22 protein-coding genes, 2 pseudogenes and 1 riboswitch are annotated in these 25,007 nt (G+C 69.2%); of the genes and pseudogenes, 18 read left to right on the top strand and 6 right to left on the bottom strand.

Annotation, left to right across the window (positions count from 1 at the left end; all coding sequences use genetic code 11):
- Positions 1-36: 36 nt before the first annotated feature.
- From glpK to ABFO07_RS05080, 4 genes and pseudogenes are all read left to right on the top strand, one after another.
- Complete coding sequence (glpK, locus tag ABFO07_RS05095) at positions 37-1,539, top strand: glycerol kinase GlpK (RefSeq protein ID WP_059566078.1); 1,503 nt, start codon at positions 37-39, stop codon at positions 1,537-1,539.
- An 80-nt stretch (positions 1,540-1,619) separates the two neighbouring features.
- Positions 1,620-2,336 (top strand): MIP/aquaporin family protein, encoded by a 717-nt coding sequence (locus ABFO07_RS05090; RefSeq protein WP_059802193.1) that lies wholly within the window; start codon positions 1,620-1,622, stop codon positions 2,334-2,336.
- 153 nt (positions 2,337-2,489) lie between these two features.
- A pseudogene (locus tag ABFO07_RS05085) lies at positions 2,490-2,978 on the top strand (EamA family transporter); the annotation flags it as partial.
- Between the two features lie 96 nt (positions 2,979-3,074).
- Entirely contained in the window at positions 3,075-3,761 is a 687-nt protein-coding gene (locus tag ABFO07_RS05080; protein WP_059802195.1) for an HAD family hydrolase, read from the top strand.
- Between the two features lie 147 nt (positions 3,762-3,908).
- Here the strand turns inward: ABFO07_RS05080 and ribB are convergent, their stop codons facing one another.
- From ribB to ABFO07_RS05065, 3 genes are all read right to left on the bottom strand, one after another.
- Complete coding sequence (ribB, locus tag ABFO07_RS05075; RefSeq protein WP_059566080.1) at positions 3,909-4,631, bottom strand: 3,4-dihydroxy-2-butanone-4-phosphate synthase; 723 nt, start codon at positions 4,629-4,631, stop codon at positions 3,909-3,911.
- A 117-nt stretch (positions 4,632-4,748) separates the two neighbouring features.
- Positions 4,749-4,898, bottom strand: a riboswitch (FMN riboswitch).
- Between the two features lie 148 nt (positions 4,899-5,046).
- Positions 5,047-5,730 (bottom strand): helix-turn-helix domain-containing protein, encoded by a 684-nt coding sequence (locus tag ABFO07_RS05070; RefSeq protein ID WP_059566081.1) that lies wholly within the window; start codon positions 5,728-5,730, stop codon positions 5,047-5,049.
- Between the two features lie 186 nt (positions 5,731-5,916).
- On the bottom strand, positions 5,917-7,095 hold the full coding sequence (locus ABFO07_RS05065) for an MFS transporter (protein WP_059566161.1): 1,179 nt from the start codon (positions 7,093-7,095) through the stop codon (positions 5,917-5,919).
- Positions 7,096-7,241: 146 nt separating this feature from the next.
- On the opposite strand from ABFO07_RS05065, the gene ABFO07_RS05060 reads away from it, so the two are divergent.
- The 8 genes from ABFO07_RS05060 (at position 7,242) to lnt (ending at position 15,820) form a co-directional block, all read left to right on the top strand.
- The gene (locus ABFO07_RS05060; protein WP_059566082.1) at positions 7,242-8,174 is read left to right on the top strand and encodes a LysR family transcriptional regulator; all 933 of its coding nucleotides are present in this window, start codon (positions 7,242-7,244) and stop codon (positions 8,172-8,174) included.
- A gap of 251 nt (positions 8,175-8,425) precedes the next feature.
- Entirely contained in the window at positions 8,426-9,799 is a 1,374-nt protein-coding gene (miaB, locus tag ABFO07_RS05055; protein WP_059802197.1) for a tRNA (N6-isopentenyl adenosine(37)-C2)-methylthiotransferase MiaB, read from the top strand.
- Between the two features lie 310 nt (positions 9,800-10,109).
- Positions 10,110-11,156, top strand: coding sequence for a PhoH family protein (locus tag ABFO07_RS05050; protein WP_059879855.1), 1,047 nt, complete (start codon positions 10,110-10,112; stop codon positions 11,154-11,156).
- 136 nt (positions 11,157-11,292) lie between these two features.
- On the top strand, positions 11,293-12,072 hold the full coding sequence (gene ybeY / locus ABFO07_RS05045) for an rRNA maturation RNase YbeY (protein WP_059566085.1): 780 nt from the start codon (positions 11,293-11,295) through the stop codon (positions 12,070-12,072).
- 15 nt (positions 12,073-12,087) lie between these two features.
- Positions 12,088-12,720 (top strand): gamma-glutamylcyclotransferase, encoded by a 633-nt coding sequence (locus tag ABFO07_RS05040; RefSeq protein ID WP_059566086.1) that lies wholly within the window; start codon positions 12,088-12,090, stop codon positions 12,718-12,720.
- A gap of 57 nt (positions 12,721-12,777) precedes the next feature.
- A complete protein-coding gene (locus tag ABFO07_RS05035; RefSeq protein WP_196482817.1) occupies positions 12,778-12,927 on the top strand; it encodes a hypothetical protein in 150 nt (49 codons plus the stop codon).
- 270 nt (positions 12,928-13,197) lie between these two features.
- The gene (locus tag ABFO07_RS05030) at positions 13,198-14,085 is read left to right on the top strand and encodes an HlyC/CorC family transporter (RefSeq protein WP_059566087.1); all 888 of its coding nucleotides are present in this window, start codon (positions 13,198-13,200) and stop codon (positions 14,083-14,085) included.
- A gap of 49 nt (positions 14,086-14,134) precedes the next feature.
- Positions 14,135-15,820, top strand: coding sequence for an apolipoprotein N-acyltransferase (lnt, locus tag ABFO07_RS05025; protein ID WP_059892695.1), 1,686 nt, complete (start codon positions 14,135-14,137; stop codon positions 15,818-15,820).
- A gap of 77 nt (positions 15,821-15,897) precedes the next feature.
- Here the strand turns inward: lnt and ABFO07_RS05020 are convergent, their stop codons facing one another.
- On the bottom strand, positions 15,898-17,535 hold the full coding sequence (locus ABFO07_RS05020) for a tetratricopeptide repeat protein (protein ID WP_059923406.1): 1,638 nt from the start codon (positions 17,533-17,535) through the stop codon (positions 15,898-15,900).
- A 285-nt stretch (positions 17,536-17,820) separates the two neighbouring features.
- On the opposite strand from ABFO07_RS05020, the gene glyQ reads away from it, so the two are divergent.
- The 5 genes from glyQ to ABFO07_RS04995 are packed head-to-tail and all read left to right on the top strand — an operon-like array spanning position 17,821 to position 23,267.
- Positions 17,821-18,825, top strand: a complete 1,005-nt coding sequence (glyQ, locus tag ABFO07_RS05015) for a glycine--tRNA ligase subunit alpha (protein WP_081059656.1) — start codon at positions 17,821-17,823, stop codon at positions 18,823-18,825.
- A 17-nt stretch (positions 18,826-18,842) separates the two neighbouring features.
- Positions 18,843-20,942 (top strand): glycine--tRNA ligase subunit beta, encoded by a 2,100-nt coding sequence (gene glyS, locus ABFO07_RS05010; protein ID WP_059804010.1) that lies wholly within the window; start codon positions 18,843-18,845, stop codon positions 20,940-20,942.
- Between the two features lie 13 nt (positions 20,943-20,955).
- Entirely contained in the window at positions 20,956-21,519 is a 564-nt protein-coding gene (gmhB, locus tag ABFO07_RS05005) for a D-glycero-beta-D-manno-heptose 1,7-bisphosphate 7-phosphatase (RefSeq protein WP_059566091.1), read from the top strand.
- 43 nt (positions 21,520-21,562) lie between these two features.
- A complete protein-coding gene (locus ABFO07_RS05000; RefSeq protein WP_059566092.1) occupies positions 21,563-22,327 on the top strand; it encodes a lysophospholipid acyltransferase family protein in 765 nt (254 codons plus the stop codon).
- A 46-nt stretch (positions 22,328-22,373) separates the two neighbouring features.
- Positions 22,374-23,267, top strand: a complete 894-nt coding sequence (locus tag ABFO07_RS04995) for a M48 family metallopeptidase (protein WP_059566093.1) — start codon at positions 22,374-22,376, stop codon at positions 23,265-23,267.
- An 82-nt stretch (positions 23,268-23,349) separates the two neighbouring features.
- Here the strand turns inward: ABFO07_RS04995 and gloA are convergent, their stop codons facing one another.
- Positions 23,350-23,739 carry a lactoylglutathione lyase gene (gloA, locus tag ABFO07_RS04990; protein ID WP_060014576.1) on the bottom strand — a complete coding sequence of 130 codons (390 nt, stop codon included), beginning with the start codon at positions 23,737-23,739 and terminating at the stop codon, positions 23,350-23,352.
- Between the two features lie 80 nt (positions 23,740-23,819).
- On the opposite strand from gloA, the pseudogene ABFO07_RS04985 reads away from it, so the two are divergent.
- Positions 23,820-24,061, top strand: a pseudogene (locus ABFO07_RS04985) (EamA family transporter); the annotation flags it as partial.
- A gap of 95 nt (positions 24,062-24,156) precedes the next feature.
- Here the strand turns inward: ABFO07_RS04985 and rsmA are convergent.
- Positions 24,157-24,984, bottom strand: coding sequence for a 16S rRNA (adenine(1518)-N(6)/adenine(1519)-N(6))-dimethyltransferase RsmA (gene rsmA / locus ABFO07_RS04980; protein WP_059804019.1), 828 nt, complete (start codon positions 24,982-24,984; stop codon positions 24,157-24,159).
- Positions 24,985-25,007 lie beyond the last annotated feature (23 nt).

Here is a 25,007-nt window from a genome sequence, read left to right as displayed (position 1 = left end):
TCACAACTAAGCCAATTACGGATGGAGATGAGAGACATGCAGGATCAGTACATTCTCGCGCTCGACCAGGGCACGACGAGCTCCCGCGCGATGCTGTTCGATCGCCAGGGCAATATCGTGTCGACTGCGCAAAAGGAATTCGAGCAGATCTACCCGCAACCCGGCTGGGTCGAGCACGACCCGCAGGAAATCTGGTCGACGCAGGCCGGCGTCGCCGCCGAGGCCGTCACCCGCACGGGCCTGAACGGCACGTCGATCGCCGCGATCGGCATCACCAACCAGCGCGAAACCACGATCGTCTGGGATCGCGAGACGGGCCAGCCCGTCTACAACGCGATCGTCTGGCAGGACCGCCGCACCGCCGACTTCTGCGACGCGCTGAAGGCGCAGGGCCTCGAGGCGAAGGTGCGCGCGAAGACGGGCCTGCCGATCGACGCGTACTTCTCCGCCACCAAGATCCGCTGGATCCTCGACAACGTGCCCGGCGCGCGCGACAAGGCGCAGCGCGGCGAGCTCGCGTTCGGCACCGTCGACAGCTGGCTCGTGTGGAACTTCACGAAGCACGAGCTGCACGTGACCGACGTGACGAACGCGTCGCGCACGATGCTGTTCAACATCCACACGCGCCAGTGGGACAACGAGCTGCTCGAACTGCTCGACATCCCGCGCAGCATGCTGCCGGAAGTGAAGGCATCGTCCGAGATCTACGGCCACACGAAGACCACCGTCTTCGCGTCGAAGATCCCGCTCGCGGGCATCGCCGGCGACCAGCAGGCCGCCCTCTTCGGCCAGATGTGCACGACGTCGGGCATGGTGAAGAACACCTACGGCACCGGCTGCTTCCTGATGATGAACACCGGCAGCAAGCCGATCGAGTCGAAGAACAACCTCGTCACGACGATCGCCTGGCAGATCGGCGACGACGTGCAGTACGCGCTCGAAGGCAGCATCTTCATCGCGGGCGCGGTCGTGCAGTGGCTGCGCGACGGCCTCGGCATCATCAAGAGCGCGGCGGAAATCGAAGCGCTCGCGGAAAGCGTGCCGCACACCGACGGCGTGTACCTCGTGCCCGCGTTCGCCGGCCTCGGCGCGCCGCACTGGAACGCGCGCGCGCGCGGCTCGCTGTTCGGCGTCACGCGCGGCACGACGTCCGCGCACCTCGCGCGCGCGGCGCTCGATTCGATCGCGTACCAGTCGCTCGACGTGCTCGCGGCGATGGAAGCCGATTCCGGGATCAGCGTCGGCGAGTTGCGCGTCGACGGCGGCGCCAGCGCGAACAACCTGCTGATGCAGTTCCAGGCGGACCTGCTCGGCGTCGACGCGGTGCGTCCGCAGATCACCGAGACGACCGCGCTCGGCGCGGCCTATCTCGCGGGCCTCGCGATCGGCTACTGGAAGAACCTCGACGAACTGCGCAGCCAGTGGCAGCTCGACCGCCGCTTCTCGCCGTCGATGCAGAAGGAGCAGGTCGAACGCTGCATGTCGGGCTGGCAGCGTGCGGTGCGCGCCGCGAAGGCGTGGGCCGACGACACCCAGTAACCGTCCGCGGCAACCACGCAATACAACAATGCAGGCGGGCCGCGCGACGCGCGAGTCCGCCGCAACCTACGAGAGACAACATGTCACCTTATTTCGCAGAATTCATCGGCACCGCGATCCTCGTGCTGCTCGGCAACGGCGCGGTCGCCAACGTGCTGCTCGCCAACACCAAGGGCAAGGGCGCCGACCTCATCGTGATCGTGTGGGGCTGGGCGATGGCCGTCTTCGTCGCCGTCTACGTGACCGCGTCGTTCAGCGGCGCGCACCTGAACCCGATCGTCACGGTCAGCCTCGCGCTCGCGCACAAGTTCGCGTGGTCGAAGGTCGGCGGCTACATCCTCGCGCAGATGCTCGGCGGCATGGCGGGTGCGCTGCTCGTGTGGCTCGCGTATCGCCAGCACTTCGCGAAGGAAGCCGATCCGGACCTGAAGCTCGCGGTGTTCTGCACCGCGCCGGCGATCCGCAGCGTGCGCCACAACGTGCTGACCGAAGCGATCTGCACGTTCGTGCTGATCCTCGGCGTGCTGTATCTCGCGTCGCCGCAGGTCGGCCTCGGCGCGCTCGACGCGCTGCCGGTCGGCCTGCTCGTGCTCGGCATCGGCATCTCGCTCGGCGGCCCGACCGGCTACGCGATGAGCCCGGCGCGCGACCTCGCGCCGCGCCTCATGCACGCGCTGCTGCCGATTCCCGGCAAGCGCGACAGCGACTGGCGCTACGCGTGGATTCCGGTGATCGGCCCGCTGCTCGGCGGGTCGCTCGCGGCGGGGCTGTACCTGTCGCTGCACGTGCCGCACTGACGCACCCGCTACGCAGACGCTGCGCGCGTCGACACCCGACAGCCCGCGCGCCGCAAGGCCGCGGGCTGTTTTTCATCCGCCCGGCGCCGACGGCAGCGTCTTCAGCTTCACGCCCGCATCGGCGAGCGCCGCGGGCGCCACCGGCGCACCGCGCTCGTCGGCGCCTGCCTCGCGAGCATCTCGCGATCCTCGGACGGGCACCCCGAATCGGCGACGTCGATCGGCTTTGCGCTGCTGTCCGCGCTGATGTTCGGGCTCGGGTTCTGGCTGCAGGGCGCCTTCGCGGTCAAGAGCCTCGGCGTCGTCGGCGCGCTGTGGATCTACTGCCTGACCGCCGTCGTGATCCTGTTCACGACGCTCGCGCAGCGGCGCAAGCTGGCCGCGCTGCCGCGCTCGATCGTCGCGCCGATCATGTCGATCAGCCTGTTCAACCTGCTCGGCTTCTTCACGCTCGCCTACGGCGCGACCACCGGGCACGTGGCGATCGTCACCGTCCTCAGTTCGCTCGCGAGCGGCGTCACCGCGCTGCTCGGCTTCTTCGTGCGCGGCGAGCGGCCGAGCGCGCTGCAGTGGCTCGGCATCGCGACGATCATCGCCGGCGTGGTGACGCTCAGGCCGACGCCGCAGGTGCTGATGGGCTGAGTGGCGGATCGCGCACGGCTTCGTTGGCGGCACGCGCGTGAAAGCACGTATCATGGCGGCTGAAGGGCGTCGCCGACGCCCTGCTTCTTCACCGCCATGCTCGATCACCTCATCTGCGACTGCGACGGCGTGCTCGTCGACAGCGAAGTCATCGCCGACCGCGTACTCCTCGAAACGCTGTCCGCCACATTCCCGCACATCGATTTCGAGGCCGCCGCGAAAACCGCGTTCGGCCAGCAGACGTCGCGCTTCCTCGCCGGCCTCGAAACGCGCTACGGCATCACGATGCCCGGCAACTTCATCGAGACCATCGAGCACAACATCGAAGCGGGGCTCGCGCAATCGCTCGCGCCGATCACCGGCGTGCGCGACGCGCTGCTGCAAGTGGGCCTGCCCGCGGCGGTCGTGTCGAACAGCCGCCTCGCGCGCGTGCGCAGCTCGCTGAAGCGCGCGGCGCTCACCGAGATCTTCGGCGAGCGCGTATTCAGCGCCGAGCAGGTCGCACGGCCGAAGCCCTACCCCGACGTCTACCTGCATGCGGCAAGCACGCTCGGCGTCGCGCCGGCGCGCTGCATCGTCGTCGAGGACAGCGTGTCGGGCCTGAATGCCGCGCGCGCGGCCGGCATGAAGACGATCGCGTTCGTCGGCGCGAGCCACATCCCCGACAATTACGCGGACGCGCTGCGCGCGATGGGCATCACGCGGATCATGCGCCACATGGACGAGCTGCCGTCGCTCGTCGCCGCCGGCATGCGCGGCGAGTTCGGCGACGTGCAGTCGTAATTCCGGCGACGCCTCCTGCGGGCGCGGGCGCGTCGCTTGTCATGCGTCGCGATGCGCCGCGCGGGACGCAGTGGTCGGTCAGGCCACTGGTGCGCGCCTTCAACCGGCTGGGGATTCGTCAGGAACGGATGAGCCCCGGCCGTTCGATCAGGCTTCGCTGAGGCAGCCTTCGCGCGCGGCCGCCAGCGCCTCGCGAAACTCGACCAGCTCCGCGATCGTCAGCATCGGCAGGCCGTGCTGTTGCGCGAAACGCGCGACGTCGTCGCCGCGCGTCATCGTGCCGTCCGGGTTCATCAGCTCGCACAGCACGCCGGCCGGCTTCAGCCCCGCGAGAATCGCGAGGTCGACCGTGCCTTCGGTGTGGCCGCGGCGCGCGAGCACGCCGCCCGGCTGCGCGCGCAGCGGGAACACGTGGCCCGGGCGGACGATGTCATGCGGCACCGCGTCGTCGGCGATCGCCGCGCGGATCGTCGTCACGCGGTCGGCCGCCGACACGCCCGTATGCACGCCTTCGCGCGCCTCGATCGACACCGTGAACGCCGTGCCGTTGCGGCTCTCGTTGGTCTGCACCATCGGCGGCAGCTCGAGCGCGCGCACCTTGTCGTCGGTCAGGCACAGGCAGACGATGCCGCTGCACTCGCGGATCAGCAGCGCCATCGTCTCGGGCGTGATGCGCTCGGCGGCGACGATCAGGTCGGCTTCGTTCTCGCGGTCGTGATCGTCCTGCAGCACGACCGCGCGGCCCGCGCGCAATGCGTCGAGCGCGGCGGCGATGCGCGGCGGCACCGGTTCGGCGTCGAGCAGAGGAAGGTCGGCGAAGGCGTCGGCGGGCGCCGACGAACGGGGCAAAGCGGCAGAGGTAAAGGACATGTGAAACGCTCCTCGCAATTCGATGTGGGCGAAAAACGTTTCAGGGCATTGCAAACAGACAGAACGACGATCCGCCTCGCGCGCGGCGCAAAGCGGCCCTGACGGACATGACTATCTGCACATCTTCTCTCATCCGGACTGTGACCGTCGGCTCTGGCATTCGACCAGATCTGCTGACCCCGCGCAGGCTGCGCGGGCGCTCGCGGGCTCGCCGGCTTACGCCAGCCTACCGCCGGTGGGGAATTCCGCCCCGCCCTGAAGACGCACTGATTGCCGGAAAAACCGGCCGGCAAAGCATACAACAGCTGCACGCGCGGCGCAGCGAACTTCATGCAAGACCTTACTGACGACGCCGTCTAACGACACCGTCCGAATGGACTGGCGCGGCCGGCCAGGTGCGGCCGGCCAGGTGCGCCTAGCCCGCCGCCCGCGCCGCATCCGGCACGAGCCAGCGCGGCGGCACCTCCGGGCTCACCGTCACGCGAAACGCGCGCGCCTCGCTGTCGCCCGGGTTGCGCAGGCTGTACGGCTGGTCGGCGTCGAACACGATCGCATCGCCGGTCGCGAGCAACTGGCGGCGCTCGTGCACGCTCACCTCGAGCGTGCCCTCGCTGACCACGAGGTTGACCGTCGTGCCCGGCGCGCGGCGCGCGCCCGGCTCGGTGTGCAGCGGCGCGATCCGCAGCTCGTGGAACTCGGCCGCGGCCGGCTCGCCTTCCGGATAGAGCGCGCGCGCCGAGAAGCGCCCGTTCGAGCTGACGACGCGCGATGCGCGCTCGGCCGCGAGATGCTCGAAGCCGTTCACCGCATGGCGGCGCAGGAACGCCGCGACGGACACCTTCAGCGCCGCGGCGATCTTGCACAGCACCTTGATCGACGGCACGCTGCGCGCCGACTCGATCTGCGCGAGCATCGCACGCGACACGCCGGACAGCCGCGCGAGCGCATCGAGCGACAGTTGCCGCTCGGCGCGCAGCCGCGCGAGATTGACGCCGACGACCTGCTCGAGCACGTCGAGCGACGCCTGCGTCCGGACATCGACGGCATTGCCGGACTCCACGGAAGACACATCGCGCACCAGCGCCAGGGGTGAATACATTGCATTGCCTCCGGGCCGCGGCGCGGCCCTGCGAATGATGGGGTAAGCCGGATGGGTATCGGGTTGCGCCTCGATCGAAGCGCGTACCGAGACGCTATCACCCGGCTTTCCACGGGCAAACGAAGTTATCTTCACACCGTTATCAGCATCGCGGAGGAATGCGTTCCGCCACGGTCCGTTCCCACGCTATTGCGCCGTCGCGCGCGTTGCACGCTGCGCCGGGCCGCGCGCATCGAGCCGCGCCGCGAGCCACGTGACGGCGAGCGCCGCGCCGGTCACCGCGGCCGCGACCCACGGCAGCGCATCGAGCGCGACGCCGTGGCCGAGCGCGAGGCCGCCGAGCCACGCGCCGCCCGCATTGCCCACGTTGAACGCGCCGATGTTGAGGGTCGACGCGAGATGCGGCGCGCGCGCCGCCTTCTCGACGACGCGCGCCTGCAGCGGCGGCACCGTCGCGAACGCCGCGATCCCCCACACGAACACGGTCACGGCGGCCGCGACCGGCTGGTGGCTCGTCTTCGCGAACACGGCCATCACCGCGATCAGCGCGACGAGGATCGCCATCAGCGACGGCATCAGCGCGCGGTCGGCGAGCTTGCCGCCGAGCGTGTTGCCGATCGTCAGGCCGGCGCCGAACAGCACGAGGATCAACGCGACCGCGCGCGGCGAATAGCCGGCCACGCTTTCGAGGATCGGCGCGATATAGGTGAACACGACGAACACGCCGCCGAAGCCGAGCACGGTCATCAGCAGCGCGAGCCACACCTGCGGCTCCTTCAGCACGCGCACTTCGCGGCCGAGCCCGATCGGGCCGCCGTCGTGGCGGTTCGGCACCCATGCGGCGATGCCCGCGAGCGACGCGACGCCCAGCGCCGCGACGATCCAGAACGACGCGCGCCAGCCGAGCAGCTGGCCGACGAACGTGCCGAACGGCACGCCGAGCACGTTCGACAGCGTGAGGCCCGTGAACATCAGCGCGATCGCGCTCGCGCGCTTGTCGGCCGGTACGAGCGACGCCGCGACCACCGCGCCGATCCCGAAGAACGAGCCGTGCGCGAACGACGTGACGACGCGCGCGACCATCAGCATCGCGTAGCCGGACGCAATCGCGCACAGCACGTTGCCTGCGATGAAGATCGCCATCAGCAACTGCAGCGCGGTCTTGCGCGGCATGCGGCTCGTCAGCACCGCGAGCAGCGGCGCGCCCGCCGCGACGCCGAGCGCGTAGCCGGTCACGAGCAGGCCGGCCGACGGCAGCGACACCGCGAGGTCGCGCGCGACCTCGGGCAGGAGGCCCATGATGATGAATTCGGTGGTGCCGATGGCGAAGGCGCTGATCGCAAGCGCCAGCAACGGGACGGGCATGGTGTTCTCCGGGAGCGGCGGGCGCGGCGCCGCAACGGTGCCGCGCCGCACAAGATGACGGGACGTGCGCGCATTCTCCGGAATCCGCCGATTTTTGATAATTGGCGTAGCATTTGAATCATTTTCAAAAATTATTGGAAAACCGGATGGACCGACTGGGCGATATCCGGCTGTTCGTCGAAGCGGCGGAGCTGGGCAGCCTGTCCGCCGCCGGGCGCAAGCTGAACCTGACGCCGGCCGCCGCGAGCGCGCGTCTCGCCAAACTCGAGGCGCAGGTCGCGACCCGCCTGTTCGAACGCTCGACGCGGCAGCTGCGGCTCACCGACGAGGGCCGCCTGTACCTGAACTGCTGCCGCCAGGCACTGCAGGCGCTCGACGATGCGGATGCGATGCTGCAGGCGGGCCGCAATGTCGTCGGCGGCAAGGTGCGGCTGTCGTCGACGTCCGATTTCGGCCGCAACCAGCTGCTCGCCTGGCTCGACGCATTCACCGCGCGATATCCGGACGTGACGTTCTCGCTGACGGCGGCCGATTCCTCGTTGAACCTGTGGCAGGACGAGATCGACCTCGCGATCCGCTTCGCCGCGCCGCCCGACAGCGCGCTGATCGCCCGCCGGCTCGCCGCGAACCGGCGCGTGCTGTGCGCGTCCCCGGCGTTCGTCGCGCGGCACGGCACGCCGCGCGATCCACACGATCTGGCCCGCTTTCCGTGCATCGTGATCACGCTCGCATCCGGGCCGCTGAACGCGTGGCGCTTCACGCGCGACGGCGAGGTGCAGACCTACACGGTGCCGCTCGCGAACGCGTTCGAGACGAACGACGGCGGCCTCGCCCGCGAGTGGGCGCTGCGCGGCCACGGGATCGTGCAGAAGTCGATCTGGGATGTCGCGGACGACGTGCGCGCGGGGCGGCTGCGCGTGCTGCTGCCCGAGTGGCGGCAGGACGACGCGCCGCTGCATGCGATTCATCACAGCAGGCGCTACATGGCGCCGCGCGTGCGCGTGCTGCTGGATTTCCTCGTCGAACGCTTCGCGCGCGAGGAGGCGGCGCTCGACGACCTGCTGAACGCGTGCCGCTGAGTGCACCGCGGCCGGAGGATGGCCGGCGGGTCACGGGGTCCGAACGCAGCCGCGCCGGCGTCGCGCCGCCGCAACCGGCCGGCCGCCCGGGGCGGTGCGAAAAGCTATAATGAAAGGCTTTCCCGACGGCTTTTTCCCGCGTGCGCTCCCGCGCACATCCCCGCGCATCACGTGCCCGGGGCCGGACGACGGCCGTCCCGATTCACCCTTGACGACGCCCCCAGGTCAACCACTGCGAACGGCGAATCCCCATGACCAAGAAAGTTTACGTAAAGACCTTCGGCTGCCAGATGAACGAGTACGACTCGGACAAGATGGTGGACGTGCTCAATGCCGCCGAAGGCCTCGAAAAGACCGACACCCCCGAAGACGCGGACATCATCCTGTTCAACACCTGCTCGGTGCGCGAGAAGGCGCAGGAGAAGGTGTTCTCCGACCTCGGCCGCGTGCGCGAGCTGAAGGAAGCGAACCCTAACTTGCTGATCGGCGTCGGCGGCTGCGTCGCGAGCCAGGAAGGGGCGTCGATCGTGTCGCGCGCACCGTACGTCGACCTCGTGTTCGGCCCGCAAACCTTGCACCGCCTGCCGCAGATGATCGACGCGCGCCGCTCGAGCGGCCGCGCGCAGGTCGACATCACGTTCCCCGAGATCGAGAAGTTCGACCACCTGCCGCCCGCGCGCGTCGAGGGCCCGAGCGCGTTCGTGTCGATCATGGAAGGCTGCTCGAAGTACTGCAGCTACTGCGTGGTGCCGTACACGCGCGGCGATGAAGTGTCGCGCCCGCTCGACGACGTGCTGACCGAGGTCGCCGGCCTCGCCGACCAGGGCGTGCGCGAAGTCACGCTGCTCGGCCAGAACGTGAACGCGTACCGCGGCGCGCTGACGGCCGGCGCGAGCGAGATCGCCGATTTCGCGACGCTGATCGAATACGTCGCCGACATCCCCGGCATCGAGCGGATCCGCTACACGACGTCGCACCCGAAGGAATTCACGCAGCGCCTGATCGACATGTACGCGAAGGTACCGAAGCTCGTGAGCCACCTGCACCTGCCGGTGCAGCACGGCTCCGACCGGATCCTGATGGCGATGAAGCGCGGCTACACGGTGCTCGAGTACAAGTCGGTGATCCGCAAGCTGCGCGCGATCCGCCCCGACCTGTCGCTGTCGACCGACCTGATCGTCGGCTTCCCCGGCGAGACCGAGGCCGACTTCGACAAGATGATGGCGCTCGTGCACGAGATGAGCTACGACACGAGCTTCTCGTTCATCTACAGCCCGCGCCCCGGCACGCCGGCCGCGAACCTGCACGACGACACGCCGCGCGAGGTCAAGCTCAAACGCCTGCAACATCTGCAGGCGACCATCGAGGAGAACGTCGCACGCATCAGCCAGTCGATGGTCGGCAAGGTCGAGCGCATCCTCGTCGAGGGGCCGTCGCGCAAGGACCCGAACGAACTCGCGGGCCGCACCGAGAACAACCGGGTCGTGAATTTCCCGGCGCCGCTCGCGTCGCACCCGCGCCTGATCGGCCAGATGATCGACGTGAAGATCAATCACGCGTATCCGCACTCGCTGCGCGGCGAGCTCGTGCTCGCGCACGACGACGCGAGCACGGCCACGCACTAGGGTCGGTGTGCGCATGGAACGCGCATGCGAATGCCCGAAATCGCTCGCAGGGCAAGAAGTGAGGAGCGCCGTTTGGCCGAGCCAAACAAGCGACGAACGACGCCGCCATGCGGGCGATTTTGGGCATTCCCCTAGAATGTATCCTTTAGTTTCGGGTTGCGACGAGAACGGCCGCTCGCCGCGTTGCGCTCCTTGCGAATACGCCTGGTATTCGCAGCGTCGCGCGCCTCGCGAGCGGCCGTTCTCGTCGCAACGCATGCGCGTTCCATGCGCACACCGACCCTAGTTCCACCAGGAGCCCGACGCCACTTTGAAGACCACCCAACCACTGGAATTCACCGCGCCGCGCGACGACAACGCGCGCCTCGCGAATCTCTGCGGCCCGCTCGACGAAAACCTGCGGCAGATCGAACAGGCGCTCGACGTCACGATGCAACGGCGCGGCCACCGGATCACGATCCGCGGGCGCGGCGCGAAGCTCGCGCTCACCGCGCTCGAAAACTTCTACAACCGCGCGCGCGATCCGCTGTCGGTCGACGACATCCAGCTCGCCCTCGTCGAGGTGCGCCACACGGGCGGCAACGGCCGCGTCGAGGACACCCTCGACGTGCGCTTCCGCGGCGACCCCGACCATCCGTTCGACGAGCCGGTGATGCGCATCGACGACGAGGAACTCGAGGAGCCCGCGCCGAAGCTCTACACGCGCCGCGCCGACCTGCGCGGCCGCACGCCCGCGCAGCGCGAGTACCTGAAGCAGATCCTGTCGCACGACATCACGTTCGGCATCGGCCCGGCCGGCACCGGCAAGACCTATCTCGCGGTCGCGTGCGCGGTCGACGCGCTCGAGCGCGACCAGGTCAAGCGCATCGTGCTGACGCGCCCGGCCGTCGAGGCCGGCGAGCGGCTCGGCTTCCTGCCGGGCGACCTCGCGCAGAAGGTCGATCCGTACCTGCGGCCGCTGTACGACGCGCTGTACGACCTGCTCGGCTTCGACAAGACGGCGAAGATGTTCGAGCGGCAGATGATCGAGATCGCGCCGCTCGCGTACATGCGCGGCCGCACATTGAACCACGCGTTCATCATCCTCGACGAGGCGCAGAACACGACGCCCGAGCAGATGAAGATGTTCCTCACGCGGATCGGCTTCGGCTCGAAGGCGGTCGTCACCGGCGACACGAGCCAGGTCGACCTGCCGCGCGCGCAGAAGAGCGGTTTGATCGAGGCGCAGCAGGTGCTCGGCGGCGTGCGCGGCATCGCGCTCACGCGCTTCACGAGCGCCGACGTCGTCCGGCATCCGCTCGTCGCGCGCATCGTCGAGGCGTACGACGAGTTCCACGCGCAGCACAAGGACGCCTGACACCCTCGCGCGTCGCCCCGGCCCGGCCCGCCCGATGGCGCGCCGGGCTTTTTTTCGGCCGCGCGGCGAGCGGTCGAATTCGGGTGGGATCGGCCGTTTGGTGTATGCTCATCGCGTTCCAATTGCCCGACGCGTCATGAAATCGTCCCGCTCCAGCAAGTCCGCCCGTGCCGACAAGGCCACGTCCGAAACACCCCGCCTTTCCCTGTTCGACGCGAAAGGCAAGGTCAGGTCCATCGATGCATCGGGGCTGCGGATCGACTTTGCCGACGGCCGCAGCCTGATGTTCGACCTGTCGGGCAGCTCCGGCGAAGCCGCCGTCGCGATCGTCGCGCAGCACACCGATCCGGCGATGCGCGCGAAGCTCGCGCTGCAGCCCGAACACTACGACAGCGTGACGCTGCACGTCGGCGCGGAGCCCGCGCCGCGTGACGTCGGCGCCGACGGCGAACCGCTTCGCGAGCCCGAGCTCGACCTCGCCGTCCAGTACGGCGACGATCTCGACGCCGCCGCGCGCAAGGCGCTCCCGAAGCGCAAGCTGATCGCCGAATGGATCGCGCCCGCGCTGTTCGCCGATGCGCAGCTCACCGTGCGCTTCGTCGGCGAGGAGGAAGGCCGCGCGCTGAACGACAGCTACCGCCACAAGGATTACCCGACCAACGTGCTGACCTTCGCGTACGACGACGCGCCGGACGGCACCGTGATCGGCGACCTCGTGCTGTGCTGCCCGGTCGTCGAGAAGGAAGCGCACGAACAGGGCAAGCCGCTCGTCGCCCACTATGCGCACCTGCTCGTGCACGGCGCGCTGCACGCGCAGGGCTACGACCACGAAACGAGCGACGAGGACGCGGCCGAGATGGAAGCGCTCGAAGTCGACATCCTCGCCAAACTGGGCTTCCCGAACCCGTACCGTTAAGCCGGGCCGTCACCGATGCGCAACGCCGCCCCGCTCCCGCCTGCGTACCCGCCGTCGATCGGCGAGGGACGGCTGCTGACGGAAGACGAGCTCGCGGCGTCGCTCGCGCACACGATGCGCGACTGGGACGGGCAGCGCGATCTGTGGCTGTTCGGCTATGGGTCGCTGATCTGGAACCCCGGCCTGCCGACCATCGACGCGCTGCGCGGCAAGGTGCACGGCTACCACCGCGGCCTGTACCTGTGGTCGCGCGTGAACCGCGGCACGCCGGAGCGCCCGGGCCTCGTGCTGGCGCTCGACCGCGGCGGCTCGTGCAGCGGCATCGCGTTCCGGCTCGCCGGCGCGACCGCGCAGCCGCACCTCGAAACGCTCTGGAAACGCGAGATGCCGATGGGCTCGTACCGGCCCGCATGGCTGCCGTGCTCGCTCGAGAACGGCGAACGCGTGCAGGCGCTCGCATTCGTGATGCGCCGCGACGCGCCGACCTATACCGGCAAGCTGACGGATCCCGTCGTGAAGGAAGTGTTCGGCTGCGCGGCCGGCCGCTACGGCACGACGCTCGACTACGTGAGCCGGACCGTCGACGCGCTGCGCGCGAGCGGCATTCCCGACCGCGCGCTGGAAGGGCTGCTCGCGCGCTGCCGGTAACGCCGCGCGGCGCCACCCGCCGGCCCGCCGCCCTGTTCATCTTCGAAGGAGGCCGCGATGAAACTGTCGGGCTCGCCACGCTTCAAAGCCGCCGTACTGATCGTCGCCGCGGCCCTGTCGTTGTCCGCCTGCGGCGTGCTCGGCTGCGGCGGCGCCGCCGCGAACGGGATCGCCGCCGGCGGCTGCTCGGCCGGCATGCGGTTCTGAGCGCCGTTCCGGCATGCCTGCGCCCGGCGGCCAATCGTCGCAGCGGCCGGCTGCCCGCGCCGGATTTTGTCCGCCGCTGCCTCGCCGCGCCTTTCTGAGATAGGATGGAAAGCAAGGGACGGCGCGGCGCCGAGCCGGTCCGTCCCCGAGCGGGGCCCGCGCGGCTGCCCGCCCTGGCCGGACGGCCGGGTGACACGGCCGCGCCATGCCCTTGGTGTATCCTTGCCAATTCCGTGACAGCGCGCCCCGACATGAGCCGGGCGCACCACCATGAACGATTCGTATCCCAGTCGAAAGTCCAACGACAAACCGCATGAAAAGCGCTCGCTGCTCGAGCGCCTGACCGACTTCATCTCGCCCGAGCCCGAATCCCGCGGCGAGTTGCTCGAAATCCTCCAGGACGCGCACGAACGCAACCTGATCGACGCCGATTCGCTGTCGATGATCGAAGGCGTGTTCCAGGTTTCCGACCTGTGCGCGCGCGACATCATGGTGCCGCGCGCACAGATGGACGCGATCAACATCGCCGACAAACCCGAGGATTTCATCCCGTTCGTGCTCGAGAAGGCGCACTCGCGCTACCCCGTCTACGAAGAAAACCGCGACAACGTGATCGGCGTGCTGCTCGCGAAAGATCTGCTGCGCTTCTACGCGGAAGAGGAGTTCGACGTGCGCGGGATGCTGCGCCCCGTCGTGTTCATTCCGGAATCGAAGCGCCTGAACGTGCTGCTGCACGACTTCCGGGTCAACCGCAACCACCTGGCGATCGTCGTCGACGAGTACGGCGGCGTGGCGGGCCTGATCACGATCGAGGACGTGCTCGAGCAGATCGTCGGCGACATCGAGGACGAATATGACTTCGACGAGGAAGCCGGCAACATCATCGCCGCGCCGGACGGCCGCTACCGCGTGCGCGCGCTGACCGAAATCGAGCAATTCAACGACGCGTTCGGCACCGATTTCTCCGACGACGAAGTCGACACCATCGGCGGCCTGATCACGCACCATTTCGGGCGCGTTCCGCATCGCGGCGAGAAGGTGCAGCTCGGCAACCTCGTGTTCGAGATCCAGCGCGGCGACGCGCGCCAGGTGCACGTGCTGCTGGTGCGCCGCAATCCGCTCGCCAGCCGACGCGCCGAAACGTCGCACGAGGACTGACCGCCGCGCGGCGTCACTTTCAACCACCGCTTCGCCATTTTCGCTTCGCATGGACGATCCGATCCCGTCCCGCCCGGCTGGCGGCCTTTTCGCGCCGGCGCCCGGCCGCACGCTGCCGCGCTGGCACTACCCCGCCGCGCTGCTCGCCGGCGCGGCCAATACCCTGACGTTCGCGCCGACGCCGCACGGCGGCTGGCTGCAGCTCGCCGTATTCGTCTGGTTTTTCGCGCAGCTCACGCGCACCGCAAGCTGGCGCAGCGCGGCGCTGACGGGCGGCGCGTTCGGCTTCGGCAACTTCATCAGCGGCATCTGGTGGCTCTACATCAGCATGCACGTGTACGGCGAGATGGCCGCGCCGCTCGCCGGCGGCGCGCTGGTGCTGTTCTCGCTCTACCTGTCGCTGTACCCGGCGTTCTCGGCCGGGCTGTGGTCGTTCTGCGCGGGCCATGCGTGGCACCGCCGCGCCCCCGACCCGCGGCCGTTCGCGCCGACCTGGCACGGCGCATTTGCGTTCGCGAGCGCCTGGGCGCTCGGCGAGTGGCTGCGCGGCACGCTGTTTACCGGTTTTCCGTGGCTCGCGAGCGGCTATCCGCAGGTGGACGGCCCGTTCGCGGGCTTCGCGGCGATCGTCGGCGTGTACGGCATCGGCTGGGTGCTGGCGCTGTTCGCCGCGCTGGTCGTGCAGGCGCTGGCCGCCGCGCGCCCGTCGCCCGCGCGGGAAACGGGCGCAGCCGGCAAGCGGCCCGTGCGGATCGCGGCGCCGGCCGGCGTCGCGCTCGCGCTGGTGGTCGCCGGCATTGCGCTGTCGCAGGCGGCGTGGACCGTGCCCGCGAACGCGCCGCTCGACGTCCGGCTGCTGCAGGGCAACGTGAAGCAGGACATCAAGTTCGAGCAGGAAGGCATCGACGCGGCGATCAAGATGTACCAGCAGATGATCACCGAGAAGCCGGCCGACCTGATCGTCACGCCGGAAACCGCGATCGCGGTGATGATCCAGGAACTGCCCGAGCCGTTCGCGCGCGCGGTGCGCAAGTTCAGCGACGGCACCGGCACGTCGGTGCTGTTCGGCGCGGTCGGCGCGTCGGTGACCGACGACGGCCGCTACGTCGACTACACGAACAGCCTGTACGGCGTGACGCCGAACTCGCGCGACATCTACCACTACGACAAGCACCACCTCGTGCCCTTCGGCGAATTCATCCCGTGGGGGTTCCGCTGGTTCGTGAACCTGATGAAGATGCCGCTCGGCGATTTCGCGCGCGGCGCGCCGGTGCAGAAGCCGTTCCTCGTGCGCAACCAGCCGGTGATGGCCGACATCTGCTACGAGGACATCTTCGGCGAGGAGATCGCCGCCACCATTCGCGACAATCCGCAGCCGCCCGGCGTGCTCGTCAACGTGACGAACCTCGCGTGGTTCGGCGACACGATCGCGCTCGACCAGCACCTGCAGATCGCGCGGATGCGCGCGCTCGAGACAGGCCGGCCGATGCTGCGCGCGACCAACACCGGGATGACCGCCGCGATCGACGCGCGCGGCCGCGTGCTGGGCCAGCTCAAGCCGTTCACGATCGGCTCGCTCGACGTGCGCATCGAAGGCACCAGCGGCTTCACGCCCTACGTGACGAGCGGCAACAACACCGTGCTCGCGGTGTCGTTCGTGCTGCTCGCGTTCGGGTTCACGTTCGGGCCGGGGCGGCGGCGCAACGGCAAGCCGGCGCGCGGCGGGCAGGCGTGACGTAGCCGGGTTCCCGCGGCCGTCGCTCACGCGACCGGCGGCGGGAACCCGGCCCGGCAGCATGGCCGGACCTTCGATCAGGCGCGCCGCGGCGCCTGCTCCGCCATCTGCCGCAAATCCCGCGCAACCGCCTCCATCACCGCCCCCCACTCGCCGAATGCCGGCTGCCGGTACAGCGTCGCGCCCGGATACCACGGGCTGTCGCGCCGCTCGAGCAGCCACGGCCAGTGCGGGTTCACGTCGAGCAGCACCCACGTCCGCGCGCCGAGCGCGCCGGCCAGATGCGCGACCGACGTGCACACGGTGATCACGAGATCCAGTGCGCCGATGAACGCGGCCGTGTCGTCGAAGCTCGCCAGTTCGGCGGTGTGATCGGCGATCGGCAAGCCGGCCGCGCGTGCGGCGGCGACATCGGCCTGCGCGCCCGGCTGCAGCGAATGGAACGCGACACCGTCGATCCCGCGGAACGCCTCCACGTAGCGCTCGATCCCGACGCGCCGGAACGGGTTGCGCTGGTGCCCCGCGCTGCCCGTCCAGACGAGTCCCACCTTGAGCCGCCTGTCCCCACCCAGCCGCGCGCGCCACGCATCGCGCGCATGCGCATCGGCCCGCAGATATGGCACCGACGACGCCAGCGTCGCATCGCCCGTGCCGAGCATCAGCGGCAGGCTGATCAGCGGCACTTCATAGTCGAACCGCGGCAGCGCATCGACGCCGCCGCCCGCGCTGAAAACATCCGCATGCGCGCCGAGGCTGCGCTGCATCAGCGCGCCCATCTGCGGAAACGTGTTCCATGCCAGCCGCCCACCCTCGCGATGCACGCGCTCGGCAAGCGGCGCGACGAAGCGGCAGAACTGCAGCACGTCGCCCATCCCCTGCTCGCCCCAGACGAGCAGCGTCTTGCCCGCCAGCGGCTCGCCCCGCCAGCGCGGGCCGGGCAGCGCCGGCAGGCGCCCGCGCAACTCGCCGGAGCCGTCCCAGCGCGCCTCGTGCTCGCGCCAGCCGGCCGCATAATCGCCGCGCACGAGATGAATGATCGCGAGGTTGAAGCGATACGACGCATCGCCGGGCGCCAGTGCGCACGCGCGCGCCGCGTAGCGCTCGGCGTCGTCCCAGCGCTGCGCCTCCTTCATCGTCAACGCGACGTTGTTCATCGCGAGCGCATTGTCGGGCGCGATCGCGACGAGCCGTTCCGCGCACGCGAGCGCGCCCGTCAGATCCTGCCCGGCCAGCCGCGCGACGACGAGGTTGATCCACGCCTGCACGTCGTGCGGATCGACGTTCACCGCCTCCTCGAGCAGCGCGACCTCCTCCGCGCGATCGCCGCCCGACAGCCGCAGCGCGATCGCCAGGTTGTTGCGCAGCGACGGCAGGTCGGGCTCGCTCGCCAGTGCGGCGCGATAAGGCGCGACCGCTTCGGCGTGGCGGCCGTCCATCTGCAGCGCGTAGCCGAGGTTGAACCGGGCGGCCGCATTCGGATGCAGGCGTGCGCACCGGTCGGCGAGGGCAACCGCATCGGCCGTGCGCTGCCGCCCGGCGAGCGCGATCGTGAGCCGTGCGAGCGATGCCGTGTCGACGGCGTGCAGATGCGCGGCGGCGGCGAGCCATAGATCATGTGCGGCGTGCTCGCCGCGCGCCTGCGCGTCGGCGGCCCGTTCGAGCAGCGCGAGCAGCGGCGGCAGCAGCGGAACCAGGAAGTCGTTCGAATCGTCCATGCGGTCGGAAACGGTAAGGGCACGTTCGCGCGCATGCCGCGCGAACCGGAATACGCGCATCTTAGCGCCCGCGCGACCCGATGCGGCGCCTGCCGGCGCATGCGCGAACCGCGCCGCCGGCCGGAGCTCGATACGCGTTCGCCGCCGTTCCGGCCGCACCCCGCGCCGATCCGGTAAAATTGCACGTTTCAGCACACTAACAAGCCGCGCCGCCGCGCGAGCCGACCCTCCGGGCCCGCCCGGAGCGCCGCCCGCAACGGAGCGCCAGCGCCACGAAGGCTCTTCATGCTTACGTTTCAGCAAATCATCCTGACGCTGCAGTCCTACTGGGACAAGCAGGGTTGCGCTCTGCTCCAGCCCATCGACATGGAAGTCGGCGCGGGCACCTCGCACGTCCACACGTTCCTGCGCGCGGTCGGCCCCGAGCCGTGGCGCGCCGCGTACGTGCAGCCGTCGCGCCGGCCGAAGGACGGCCGCTACGGCGAGAATCCGAACCGCCTGCAGCACTACTACCAGTACCAGGTCGTGCTCAAGCCGGCGCCGGAGAACATCCTCGACCTGTACCTCGGCTCGCTGGAAGCGCTCGGCTTCGACCTGAAGCAGAACGACGTGCGCTTCGTCGAGGACGACTGGGAGAACCCGACGCTCGGCGCGTGGGGCCTCGGCTGGGAAGTGTGGCTGAACGGCATGGAAGTGACGCAGTTCACGTACTTCCAGCAGGTCGGCGGCCTCGACTGCAAGCCGGTGCTCGGCGAGATCACCTACGGCCTCGAGCGCCTCGCGATGTACCTGCAGAAGGTCGAGAACGTCTACGACCTGATCTGGACCGAATGGGAAGAACAGGGCCCGGACGGCCCCGAGCTGCGCCGCCTGACCTACGGCGACGTCTACCACCAGAACGAAGTCGAGCAGTCGACGTACAACTTCGAGCACGCGAACGTCGACCTGCTGTTCACGTTCTTCAACAGCTACGAAGCGGAAGCGAAGCGGATGATCGACGCGCAGCTCGCGCTACCCGCATACGAGCTCGTGCTGAAGGCCGGCCACACGTTCAACCTGCTCGACGCGCGCGGCGCGATCTCGGTGACCGAGCGCGCGGCGTACATCGGCCGCATCCGCGCGCTGTCGCGCCTCGTCGCGCAGGCGTATTACGAATCGCGCGAGAAACTCGGCTTCCCGATGCTCGGCAACCCGCCGGGCGTGCCGGGCCTCACCTCCGATGCCCAGGAAGCCGCGCAGCCGGCCTGGGTGCCGCCGCTGAAGGCCGAACGCAAGATCGATCAGGACTGACGAGACTTCTTCACATCATGACGCACAATCATCCCGCCCCCCTGCTCGTCGAACTGCTGACCGAAGAGCTGCCGCCGAAGGCCCTCGCGCGCCTCGGCGACGCGTTCGCCGAAGGCCTTGCGCAGCGCCTCGCGGCGCGCGACCTGATCGAAGGCGAGCTCGTCTTCGAGCGCTATGCGACGCCGCGCCGCCTCGCCGTCGTCGTGCAGAACGTGCGCGCGGTCGCGCCGGAAAAGCAGGTCCGTGAAAAGGTGCTGCCGGTGTCGGTCGCCCTCGACGCGGAAGGCAAGCCCACCGCCCCGCTCGCGAAGAAGCTCGCGGCGCTCGGCCACCCGAACCTGTCGGTCGCCGATCTCGAGCGCGCGCAGGACGGCAAGGCCGAAGCGTTCTTCGTCAACTACGCGGCCGCCGGCGCGACGCTCGCCGACGGCCTGCAGGCCGCGCTCGACGAAACCCTCGCGAAGCTGCCGATCCCGAAGGTCATGACCTACCAGCGCCCGGACGGCACCGACGTGCAGTTCGTGCGCCCGGTGCATCGCCTGACCGCGCTGCACGACAACCGCATCGTGCCCGTCACCGCGTTCGGCATCGACGCCGGCGACACGACGCTCGGCCACCGCTTCCTGTCCGACGGCCTCGTCGCGATCACGCACGCGAGCGCCTACGCGAGCACGCTGCGCGACAAGGGCCGCGTGCTCGCCCACTTCGGCGACCGCAAGGAAACGATCCGCACGCAGCTGAACGAGCACGCGAACGGCGACACCGTCGTGATGCCGGAAGCGCTGCTCGACGAAGTGACGTCGCTGGTCGAATGGCCGGTCGTCTATCCGTGCCGCTTCGAGGACGAATTCCTGCAGGTTCCGCAGGAATGCCTGATCCTCACGATGCAGACCAACCAGAAGTATTTCGCGCTGACCGACGTCGCCGGCAAGCTGCGCTCACGCTTCCTGATCGTGTCGAACATCGAGACGAAGACGCCGGGCGAGATCGTCGAAGGCAACGAGCGCGTCGTGCGCCCGCGCCTCGCCGACGCGAAGTTCTTCTTCGAGCAAGACAAGAAGAAGCCGCTCGCGGATCGCGTGCCGCTGCTCGCGAACGTCGTCTATCACAACAAGCTCGGCTCCGCGCTCGCGCGCGTCGAGCGGCTCGAGGCGCTGGCCGGCGAGATCGCGCCCGCGATCGGCGCCGACGCGGCGCTCGCGCAGCGCGCCGCGCGTCTCGCGAAGGCCGACCTGCTGACCGACATGGTCGGCGAGTTCCCCGAGCTGCAGGGCACGATGGGCACGTACTACGCACGCCACGACGGCGAGCCGGACGACGTCGCGATCGCGTGCACCGAGCACTACCAGCCGCGCTTCTCGGGCGACACGCTGCCGTCGACGCCCGTGTCGACCGCGGTCGCGCTCGCCGACAAGCTCGAGACGATCGTCGGCATCTGGGGCATCGGCCTCGCGCCGACCGGCGAGAAAGATCCGTTCGCGCTGCGCCGCCACGCGCTCGGCGTGCTGCGCGTGCTGCTCGAGAAGCAGTTGCCGCTCGACCTGATGTCGCTGCTGCGCGTCGCGCATGCACGCTTCGCGGCCGTGCCGGAAGTCGCCGAATCGACCGACGCGATCTTCGCGTTCTTCATGGACCGCCTGCGCGGCCTGCTGCGCGAGCGCGGCTACACGGCCGGCGAAGTCGACGCGGTGCTGAGCCTGAACCCGACGCGCCTCGACGACATCGTCGCGCGCCTCGACGCGGTGCGCGAATTCACGCGCCTCGCGGAAGCCGAGGCGCTGGCCGCCGCGAACAAGCGGATCTCGAACATCCTGAAGAAATCGGAAAGCGCGGCGAACGGCGCGGTGCAGCCGACGCTGTTCGTCGAAGCGGCCGAGAAGGCGCTGCACGAGCAGCTCGCGCAGGTGACGCCGCGCGTGCAGTCGCAGCTCGAAGCGCATGCGTACACGGGCGCGCTGTCGGCGCTCGCCGCGCTGCGCGCGCCGGTCGACGCGTTCTTCGACGGCGTGATGGTCAACGCCGACGATCCGGCGCTGCGCGCGAACCGTCTCGCGCTGCTGTCCGCGCTGCACCAGCAGATGAACTGCGTCGCAGACATCTCGAAGCTCGCCGCATAAGAAGGGCCGCACGATGCCGACCAGTCTCACCAGGAAGCTCGTCGTCCTCGATCGGGACGGCGTGATCAACGTCGATTCGGACGCGTTCGTCAAGTCGCCCGACGAGTGGATCCCGCTGCCCGGCAGCCTCGAGGCGATCGCGCGGCTCAACCATGCGGGGTATCGCGTGGTGGTCGCGACCAACCAGTCCGGCATCGGCCGCGGCCTGTTCGACATGGCGACGCTGAACGCGATGCATCTGAAGATGCATCGCGCGGCGGCGGCGGTCGGCGCGCGCATCGACGCGGTGTTCTTCTGCCCGCACACGGCGGAAGACCACTGCGACTGCCGCAAGCCGAAGCCCGGCATGATGCAGATGATCGCCGAGCGTTTCGAGATCGATCCGGATCACACGCCGGTGGTCGGCGATTCGCTGCGCGACCTGCAGGCCGGCATCGCGCTCGGCTTCCAGCCGCACCTGGTGTTGACCGGCAAGGGCAAGAAGACGCTCGCCGCGGGCAACCTGCCGCCCGGCACGAAGGTCCACGACGACCTGCGCGCGTTCGCGCTCGACTTCCTTTCACACGAACACGAGTGATGCGGCTGCCGCGCGCATCCTCCCTTACGCCAGACACACGCCGATGCGCTTCGTCCGCTCCCTGCTGCTGCTGATCTACTTCATCCTGTACACGGTGCCGTACGCGACCGCGTGCTTCATCGCCTTTCCGTTCCTGCGCGCCGACGCGCGCTACTGGATGGCGGCCGGCTGGTGCAAGTCGACGCTGTGGGTCGTGCGCTGGCTGAACGGCATCCGCTACCGGATCGAAGGCTACGAGAACCTGCCCGACGGCCCGGCCGTGCTGCTGTCGAAGCACCAGTCCGCCTGGGAGACGCTCGCGTTTCCCGCGCTGATGCCGAAGCCGCTGTGCTACGTGTTCAAGCGCGAGCTGCTGTACGTGCCGTTCTTCGGCTGGGCGCTCGGCATGCTGCACATGGTTCATATCAACCGCAAGGAAGGCAAGAACGCGTTCGGCTCGGTGATCAGCCAGGGCAGGAAGCGGCTCGCGGAAGGCGCATGGGTGATCATGTTCCCCGAAGGCACGCGCACGCCGGTCGGCAAGCAGGGCAAGTACAAGACGGGCGGAGCGCGCTTCGCGATCGAGACCGGCGCGCCGGTCGTGCCGATCGCGCACAACGCGGGCAATGTGTGGCCGCGCAATTCGTTCACGAAATACCCGGGCGTGGTCACGGTGTCGATCGGCAAGCCGATCGACTCGGCCGGCCTCACGCCCGACGCATTGAACTCGCAGGTCGAAGCCTGGATCGAAGCGGAAATGCGCCGCATCGACCCTGGCGCGTACCGCTCGCCGGACAATTCCGCAAGGCGTAATGCCGCGCGCGTCTGAGTCACCCGGGCTGTCCCCGTTGCGCACCACAAGACGAAGCGAACTGATGAAGAAGCGTCCGCGGCCACGACCTGCCGTCGTGGCCCTCGATCATCGCCAGCTGGACCTGCCGCTCTTCGACGGGCCGGCCGCCGCGCCGTCCGCGCCCGCTGCACCGCCCGCGCCGCCTGACGCGGCGCCCGGCGCGGCCCCGGCGCCCGATCCCGCCCGCGACCGTTCGCGCGTGCGCACGTTCGCGCTCGACAGCCGGGTGCTCGAATATCGGTTGAAGCGCTCCGCGCGCCGCACGATCGGCTTCACGATCGACGGCAGCGGGCTGACGATCACCGCGCCGCGCTGGGTCACGCTCGCCGACATCGAGGCGGCGATCACCGAGAAGCAGCGCTGGATCTTCGCGAAACTCGCGGAATGGAAGACGCGCACCGAGCAGCGCGCACTGCCGCAGATCGACTGGCGCGACGGCGCGCAGCTCCCGTACCTGGGCAAGTCGGTGACGGTCGCGCTCGCGTCCGATGCGGGCACCGTCGCGTTCGACGGCGACGCGCTGCGGCTCGCGCTGCCGCTGCCCGCGCAGGCCGACGCGCAGCAGATCAAGGATCGCGTGCAGGGCTGGCTGCAGGGCGAGGCGAAGCGGATCTTCGGCGAACGTCTCGCGCACTACGCGGACAAGCTCGGCGTCACGTATTCGATGTATGCGCTGTCGTCGGCCGCGACGCGCTGGGGCAGCTGCTCTAGCGACGGCAAGATCCGCCTGAACTGGCGGCTGATCCATTTCCCGATGTCGATCATCGACTACGTCGTCGCGCACGAGCTGTCGCACCTGCGCGAGATGAACCACAGCCCGCGCTTCTGGCAAACCGTCGAATCGATCTTTCCGGAATTCCGCGAAGCGCGGCATACGCTCAAGCATCACCCGCCCGAGCTGCTGCCGGCGCTCTGAAAACGAACGGGCGGCGCGGGACACCCCGCGCCGCCCGTCTCGCGACGCGCATCGCGCGCGCCGCGGCCGCTTCATCCGGCGCTCAGTGCGCCTTCTTCTGGATGAACTCGATCTTGTAGCCGTCCGGATCCTCGACGAACGCGATCACGGTCGTGCCGTGCTTCATCGGGCCCGCTTCGCGCGTGACCTTGCCGCCCTGTGCCTTGATCCGGTCGCACGCCGCGTATGCATCGTCGACTTCCAGCGCCAGATGCCCGAAACCCGTGCCGAGGTCGTACGACGGGGTATCCCAGTTGTGGGTCAGCTCGATCACCGTGCCCGTGCTTTCGTCCTCGTAGCCGACGAACGCGAGCGTGAACCTGCCTTCCGGATAGTCGTTGCGACGCAGCAGTTTCATGCCCAGCAACTCGGTGTAGAACCTGATCGAGCGGTCGAGATCGCCGACTCGCAGCATCGTGTGCAGCAAACGCATTTCTTGTACTCCATGGGGACTTGCCTGAACGGCAGACTCTACCAGAGTCGGGGGGATCCCGCCGGGCGCGCCCCGCGCACACGCCGGTGGCGGTCGCGAGCCTCGCGTACAGTCGGTGATCGTCGCGTTCGTCAGCTATCTGTCGTGGTTCTGGCTGCCGACCCGCCACATCGCGTCGCGGCTGTCGGTGTTCACGTTCCTGTCGCCGCTGTTCGGCGTCGCGTTCGGCGTGCTGCTGCTCGGCGAATCGGTCGGCTGGCGCTTCGTGTCCGCCGCGGCGCTGGTGTCGATCGGGATCGGCTTCGTCAACGCGCCTGCGCGCGACGCGGTCCGGCATCGCCGCTCCGCACCAATGAACAAGGCTGCCCGCCAGGGCAGCCTCGAAGTCCGGCGCGCGGCACGCACCCGCCGCGCTGGCTATCCGGCCTTGCGCACCGCCGCGAGCGCCTGCGCGACGCCGACATACTCGGCCACGCTCACGTCTTCCGCGCGGCGCGCGAGATCGAAGCCGAGCGCATCGAAATCGATCGTCTCGCGATAGTCGCCGAGCGTATTGCGCAGCATCTTGCGGCGCTGCGAGAACGCCGCCGTCACGATTTCGCCGAGCAGCACGGGATCGACGTCCGGCAGTTCGTGCGGCTCGTACGGAATCATCCGCACGATCGCCGAATCGACCTTCGGCGGCGGCTGGAACGACTCCGGCGGCACGTCCATCATCTTGTCCATCACGTAGCGGTACTGCAGCATCACGGACAGGCGCGAGAACGCCTTCGAGCCCGGTTCGGCGACCATCCGCTCGACCACTTCGTTCTGCAGCATGAAATGCTGGTCGACGACCACGTCGGCGAACGTCATCAGGTGGAACAGCAGCGGGCTGGAAATGTTGTACGGCAGGTTGCCGACGATGCGCAGCGACGGCTTGTCGCCCGCCGCCGCGAGCGCGCGGAAGTCGAACGCGAGCGCGTCGCCCGCGTGCAGCTCGAGCAGCGGGCCGAAGCGCTTCTGCAGCCGGGTAATCAGGTCACGGTCGAGCTCGACCGCATGCAGCGGCGATTCGGGCGTCGCGAGCCGCGCGATCAGCGGCTCGGTCAGCGCGCCGAGGCCCGGGCCGATCTCGACCATCCGCTGGCCGCGCGCCGGGCCGATCGTCGCGACGATCGAGTCGATCACGCCGTGATCGACGAGGAAGTTCTGCCCGAAGCGCTTGCGCGCGAAATGGCCCTGGTGCTGTCTGCTGTTCGACATCGACTGAAAAAAACGAAAACGCG

This window comes from Burkholderia stagnalis, from assembly GCF_039848545.1.
Classification (GTDB): Bacteria; Pseudomonadota; Gammaproteobacteria; order Burkholderiales; family Burkholderiaceae; genus Burkholderia; species Burkholderia stagnalis.
The sequence above is the reverse complement of the archived record's forward strand: the minus strand, read 5'-3'. Positions and strand labels throughout refer to the sequence as shown.

What these genes read in the sequence shown, in the direction of transcription:
- glpK (WP_059566078.1), top strand. Translation starts at nt 37, where the DNA reads ATGCAGGATCAGTACATTCTCGCGCTCGACCAGGGCACGACGAGCTCC.
- ABFO07_RS05090 (WP_059802193.1), top strand. Translation starts at nt 1,620, where the DNA reads ATGTCACCTTATTTCGCAGAATTCATCGGCACCGCGATCCTCGTGCTG.
- ABFO07_RS05080 (WP_059802195.1), top strand. Translation starts at nt 3,075, where the DNA reads ATGCTCGATCACCTCATCTGCGACTGCGACGGCGTGCTCGTCGACAGC.
- ribB (WP_059566080.1), bottom strand. Translation starts at nt 4,631, where the DNA reads ATGTCCTTTACCTCTGCCGCTTTGCCCCGTTCGTCGGCGCCCGCCGAC.
- ABFO07_RS05070 (WP_059566081.1), bottom strand. Translation starts at nt 5,730, where the DNA reads ATGTATTCACCCCTGGCGCTGGTGCGCGATGTGTCTTCCGTGGAGTCC.
- ABFO07_RS05065 (WP_059566161.1), bottom strand. Translation starts at nt 7,095, where the DNA reads ATGCCCGTCCCGTTGCTGGCGCTTGCGATCAGCGCCTTCGCCATCGGC.
- ABFO07_RS05060 (WP_059566082.1), top strand. Translation starts at nt 7,242, where the DNA reads ATGGACCGACTGGGCGATATCCGGCTGTTCGTCGAAGCGGCGGAGCTG.
- miaB (WP_059802197.1), top strand. Translation starts at nt 8,426, where the DNA reads ATGACCAAGAAAGTTTACGTAAAGACCTTCGGCTGCCAGATGAACGAG.
- ybeY (WP_059566085.1), top strand. Translation starts at nt 11,293, where the DNA reads ATGAAATCGTCCCGCTCCAGCAAGTCCGCCCGTGCCGACAAGGCCACG.
- ABFO07_RS05040 (WP_059566086.1), top strand. Translation starts at nt 12,088, where the DNA reads ATGCGCAACGCCGCCCCGCTCCCGCCTGCGTACCCGCCGTCGATCGGC.
- ABFO07_RS05035 (WP_196482817.1), top strand. Translation starts at nt 12,778, where the DNA reads ATGAAACTGTCGGGCTCGCCACGCTTCAAAGCCGCCGTACTGATCGTC.
- ABFO07_RS05030 (WP_059566087.1), top strand. Translation starts at nt 13,198, where the DNA reads ATGAACGATTCGTATCCCAGTCGAAAGTCCAACGACAAACCGCATGAA.
- lnt (WP_059892695.1), top strand. Translation starts at nt 14,135, where the DNA reads ATGGACGATCCGATCCCGTCCCGCCCGGCTGGCGGCCTTTTCGCGCCG.
- ABFO07_RS05020 (WP_059923406.1), bottom strand. Translation starts at nt 17,535, where the DNA reads ATGGACGATTCGAACGACTTCCTGGTTCCGCTGCTGCCGCCGCTGCTC.
- glyQ (WP_081059656.1), top strand. Translation starts at nt 17,821, where the DNA reads ATGCTTACGTTTCAGCAAATCATCCTGACGCTGCAGTCCTACTGGGAC.
- glyS (WP_059804010.1), top strand. Translation starts at nt 18,843, where the DNA reads ATGACGCACAATCATCCCGCCCCCCTGCTCGTCGAACTGCTGACCGAA.
- gmhB (WP_059566091.1), top strand. Translation starts at nt 20,956, where the DNA reads ATGCCGACCAGTCTCACCAGGAAGCTCGTCGTCCTCGATCGGGACGGC.
- ABFO07_RS05000 (WP_059566092.1), top strand. Translation starts at nt 21,563, where the DNA reads ATGCGCTTCGTCCGCTCCCTGCTGCTGCTGATCTACTTCATCCTGTAC.
- ABFO07_RS04995 (WP_059566093.1), top strand. Translation starts at nt 22,374, where the DNA reads ATGAAGAAGCGTCCGCGGCCACGACCTGCCGTCGTGGCCCTCGATCAT.
- gloA (WP_060014576.1), bottom strand. Translation starts at nt 23,739, where the DNA reads ATGCGTTTGCTGCACACGATGCTGCGAGTCGGCGATCTCGACCGCTCG.
- rsmA (WP_059804019.1), bottom strand. Translation starts at nt 24,984, where the DNA reads ATGTCGAACAGCAGACAGCACCAGGGCCATTTCGCGCGCAAGCGCTTC.